This is a genomic window from Mycobacterium nebraskense (genome assembly GCF_002102255.1).
In the GTDB taxonomy this organism is placed as follows: Bacteria; Actinomycetota; Actinomycetes; order Mycobacteriales; family Mycobacteriaceae; genus Mycobacterium; species Mycobacterium nebraskense.
This window is the reverse complement of sequence record NZ_LQPH01000056.1, coordinates 1-3,136: the sequence shown is the minus strand read 5'-3', so window position 1 is coordinate 3,136 and position 3,136 is coordinate 1. Positions and strand designations below refer to the sequence as shown.

Genomic DNA, 3,136 nt, shown 5'->3' with positions numbered 1-3,136 from the left:
CCCCGGTCCGGACGCGGACCCTACCGACGACCCACTGCGCCAAGCCGCGGAAACGCCGGTAGGTCTTTAATAGCAGTAAAGAAAGTTCTCACAAGGTTGGTGTGAGCCGTTCTGTGAACCGTTGCGCCTGCTCGGGAGCACCGAATCTCGAGTCATGCATGGCGGCGGACGGGAGCGTCAGCGGACGGCAGCCGCCAGTGCGCAGCGATGGAGGACCGCTACTTGATGAGCAGGGCGATGAGATTGCCGGCAGCCTGGCCGAGATGGTCGAGGGCTGCCTGGCCTTTGTCAGCGTCGGCTCGCGATGGGTAACCGATGACACCGCTGGTGGTGTAGGCATCAATCCCCAGGGTGGTTAGGTATCGGCGGTCGGGCGCGGCATGGTCGGCAGTGTGCCAACCGTCGCGCACGTAGGCGGGGTGCGCGGCGAGCAGGAGCGAGGTCTCAAGTTCGCCGGCGTGCATGTCGTCGTGATTGCTGCTCGTGATGCCGGCGGCCCGGCGGGCCTCCATCCAGTCCTCGCGGCTTGGATATAGCCCGACGCGCATCGCACCGTCGGCGTTGGCTTGCTGCACCACATTGGCGAGCACGTAGTTGCCGCCGTGACCATTCACGACCACGAGCGCGCTAATGCCTTGTCGTACAAGGGATGTACTGATATCGGTCACAGCAGCGGCTAGCGTGGCCGGGCTGAGACTGACCGTTCCAGGATACGCTGAGTGTTCCTGCGAGCATCCAAATGTCACTGCAGGAAGTTGAAATATCTTGTGGTGGTCCCCGATTGCCGTCGCAATAGCTGTTGCGATCAGAGTGTCGGCGACCAACGGAAGGTACGGTCCATGTTGCTCGAAGGAACCAACCGGCAATACAGCGACAGCCGCGTGGACTACCTCGTGGTCGGTGGTGGTAGTGGCTGGGAGAAATAGGCCAGGCACAGCAGAGTGCTGGGTCATAGCTGGGGGTCTCCTTGCAACGCGTCCTCGATTCGCTTACGCAAAGTATGCAATGGAAGACTCTTGTCAGCCCGAACCCGGTCGCGAATTACCTTCCGGCAGAGACGCAATTCGCGGCGGGCACGATCCGAGGGTGTAGTCAGGTATGCGCGGGCGGCGCCATCAATGTATTGAAGTGCCGAATGGTAGTCGTGCAGAGCGATTAACGTGCGCAGGAGGCGCGCGCATGCAACGGCGTAGTCGCGCTGTTGGTCGTGCGGCCAGGAATTGTGATGTTCGAGTAGAAGTTCAAGCGCTTTCTCCGGCTGACGGAAACCGTTGAATCCCAACGCAATCTCTGACGCCACGTACGCGCGACTGGCGTATATGGCGTGGTCGTCAGCGACGGGTTCTGTGTATGCGATGTCAAGGGCACAGGCGGCATGGCGTTCGAAACTCTGGCGGTCTTGATCGGCCATCGCGGCCAGGGCTTGCTGGCGGGCTATGCTCGCCCGCAGCCGCCCGACAGAGCGTCCGTCAATGAGCTGGGCAGCTTCGGCGGCCAGGTCCACGGCCAGGGCTGGATCACGCATGAGCAGAATGTTAGAGCGGCGCATCGCGATGACCGCCCGCAGAATAGGATCAGCAGCCGCACGAAGGTGATCGTCTGCCCGACAGGTCAGCTGATCCGCTTTAACTGGGTCCCCGCTGTCCTGGGCGATCCAGCCGCCCAGTTCGGCAATTCTGCCTGCCGCACGGCGAACATCACGCCGCAGATCAGCAGGCGCGTTCGTCAGCAATTTCTCGATCGTGACTAGGTCGCGGTCAACGAGAGCACGGGCGTACTCGGGGCCGAAAAGGTGTTCGGCGCGGATGTGCGCCGCTCGCTGCGCCAAAATCACCGCCAGCACGTCCGCGTTCACCGGCGTCTGCACAAGCAAAGGACGCGGTAGGGCAGCATCAATGGTGAGACCAAAGAGGTGGTCTTCGTCTTCTCGCAAGGCCTCGGTCAGCAACTGTCGCCACAACGGGCCCGGCTTGGCACCTTGCTCGAATGCCTTGATTTGACGGCTTATCGAGTCCGGAACGCTCAGCGCCAATCCACGCCGGCTCCGAACCTTCTCGACCTCGTTCACCAGATCGTGCTGAGTCCATCCCCATGCTTTGCGCGCAGCACGCAGCCGCTGCGCGGTCTCGGGAAGGTCGGGAGCGGCGTCGGCCACCCACTAATTTTCCCGCACCAAGACGGCCCACCGCGACGGTCGACCTGCGCGTTTTTTGACTCACCAAGCATCACCCACGCTCACTTACGCGCCACTGACCGCCGGTGATGTCCTGGCGTCGTGGCCATAAGGCCACAAAGGTCACGACAACCAGAACCAGGAGAAACAACCCATGAAGTTGAGGATTGATACCTCTGCCGTGTCGTTCATTTGCACCCGGTTACCGGAGCAGCGAATCGCGTTTGACACCGGCCAGCCGAAGGTCGATCGGGAGACCGGCCAACCCCTGTGGCAAGTGCAGTTGATGGCGCTTGACGCCTCGGGCGCTGATGTCATCGCGGTGACCGTGCCTGGCGATCCAAGCATCACCGTCGGGCAGCCGACACACGTTGAAGGCCTGGTGGCGCTGCCTTGGAGCCAAGAGGGGCGCAGCGGCGTGGCGTTCCGTGCAAATTCGCTTCGTGCCGCGGGCGCACCACTGGCGGGCGTGATCACGCCGCCGAAGGTCGGGCCGTCGTCGACGTCGCCTAGTGGCACGGGTAAGCCCGTCGCCTGAATCCAGTTCGCCGGCAGAACTTGCACCGCCGCAACACCCAGCTGCTGCGGTAGTGCAGTTCACCCCCCGTATCAAACTCGACCCGGAAAGGCTCAGCGATGTCTCTATCATCAAAACCAAACGGCAACAACAAATCTCGTAGCACTGAATCCGAATGGGACCACACCGTCGTCATTATCGCCACGGGATTGGCCAAAGCGATCAAAGTCTTTGTGTGGTGGTCAATTCTGTTTCCGATGATCAGCTTTCCCATACTGATGAGTCTCTGGTTGTGGCTGATTGCCGGGCCGATCTTTGGCATTGTCCTCGCCGCGATATCGGGCTTGGCTCTGGCCGCCTGGTCATTAGCCCGGATTTTTCGTGGATTATTGTGAGTGTCGGGGTGTAGATACGCGAAAGTGCCTGTCCTGCAAGGGATAATTGGA

General features: G+C 61.4%; 4 protein-coding genes. 2 read left to right on the top strand and 2 right to left on the bottom strand.

The window, feature by feature from the left end:
- Positions 1 to 218: 218 nt before the first annotated feature.
- Both AWC17_RS05980 and AWC17_RS05975 read right to left on the bottom strand, forming a co-directional pair.
- On the bottom strand, positions 219 to 953 hold the full coding sequence (locus tag AWC17_RS05980) for a creatininase family protein (protein WP_046186964.1): 735 nt from the start codon (positions 951 to 953) through the stop codon (positions 219 to 221).
- On the bottom strand, positions 950 to 2,155 hold the full coding sequence (locus AWC17_RS05975; RefSeq protein WP_046186963.1) for a hypothetical protein: 1,206 nt from the start codon (positions 2,153 to 2,155) through the stop codon (positions 950 to 952). The genes AWC17_RS05980 and AWC17_RS05975 overlap by 4 nt, the downstream gene beginning before the upstream one ends.
- A gap of 172 nt (positions 2,156 to 2,327) precedes the next feature.
- On the opposite strand from AWC17_RS05975, the gene AWC17_RS05970 reads away from it, so the two are divergent.
- Both AWC17_RS05970 and AWC17_RS05965 read left to right on the top strand, forming a co-directional pair.
- Positions 2,328 to 2,711, top strand: a complete 384-nt coding sequence (locus AWC17_RS05970) for an SCO3933 family regulatory protein (RefSeq protein ID WP_046186962.1) — start codon at positions 2,328 to 2,330, stop codon at positions 2,709 to 2,711.
- Positions 2,712 to 2,809: 98 nt separating this feature from the next.
- On the top strand, positions 2,810 to 3,085 hold the full coding sequence (locus tag AWC17_RS05965; protein ID WP_046186961.1) for a hypothetical protein: 276 nt from the start codon (positions 2,810 to 2,812) through the stop codon (positions 3,083 to 3,085).
- Positions 3,086 to 3,136 lie beyond the last annotated feature (51 nt).

Bases quoted from the DNA above. Each gene is read 5' to 3' on its own strand.
- AWC17_RS05965 (WP_046186961.1), top strand. From the start codon at position 2,810: ATGTCTCTATCATCAAAACCAAACGGCAACAACAAATCTCGTAGCACT.
- AWC17_RS05980 (WP_046186964.1), bottom strand. From the start codon at position 953: ATGACCCAGCACTCTGCTGTGCCTGGCCTATTTCTCCCAGCCACTACC.
- AWC17_RS05970 (WP_046186962.1), top strand. From the start codon at position 2,328: ATGAAGTTGAGGATTGATACCTCTGCCGTGTCGTTCATTTGCACCCGG.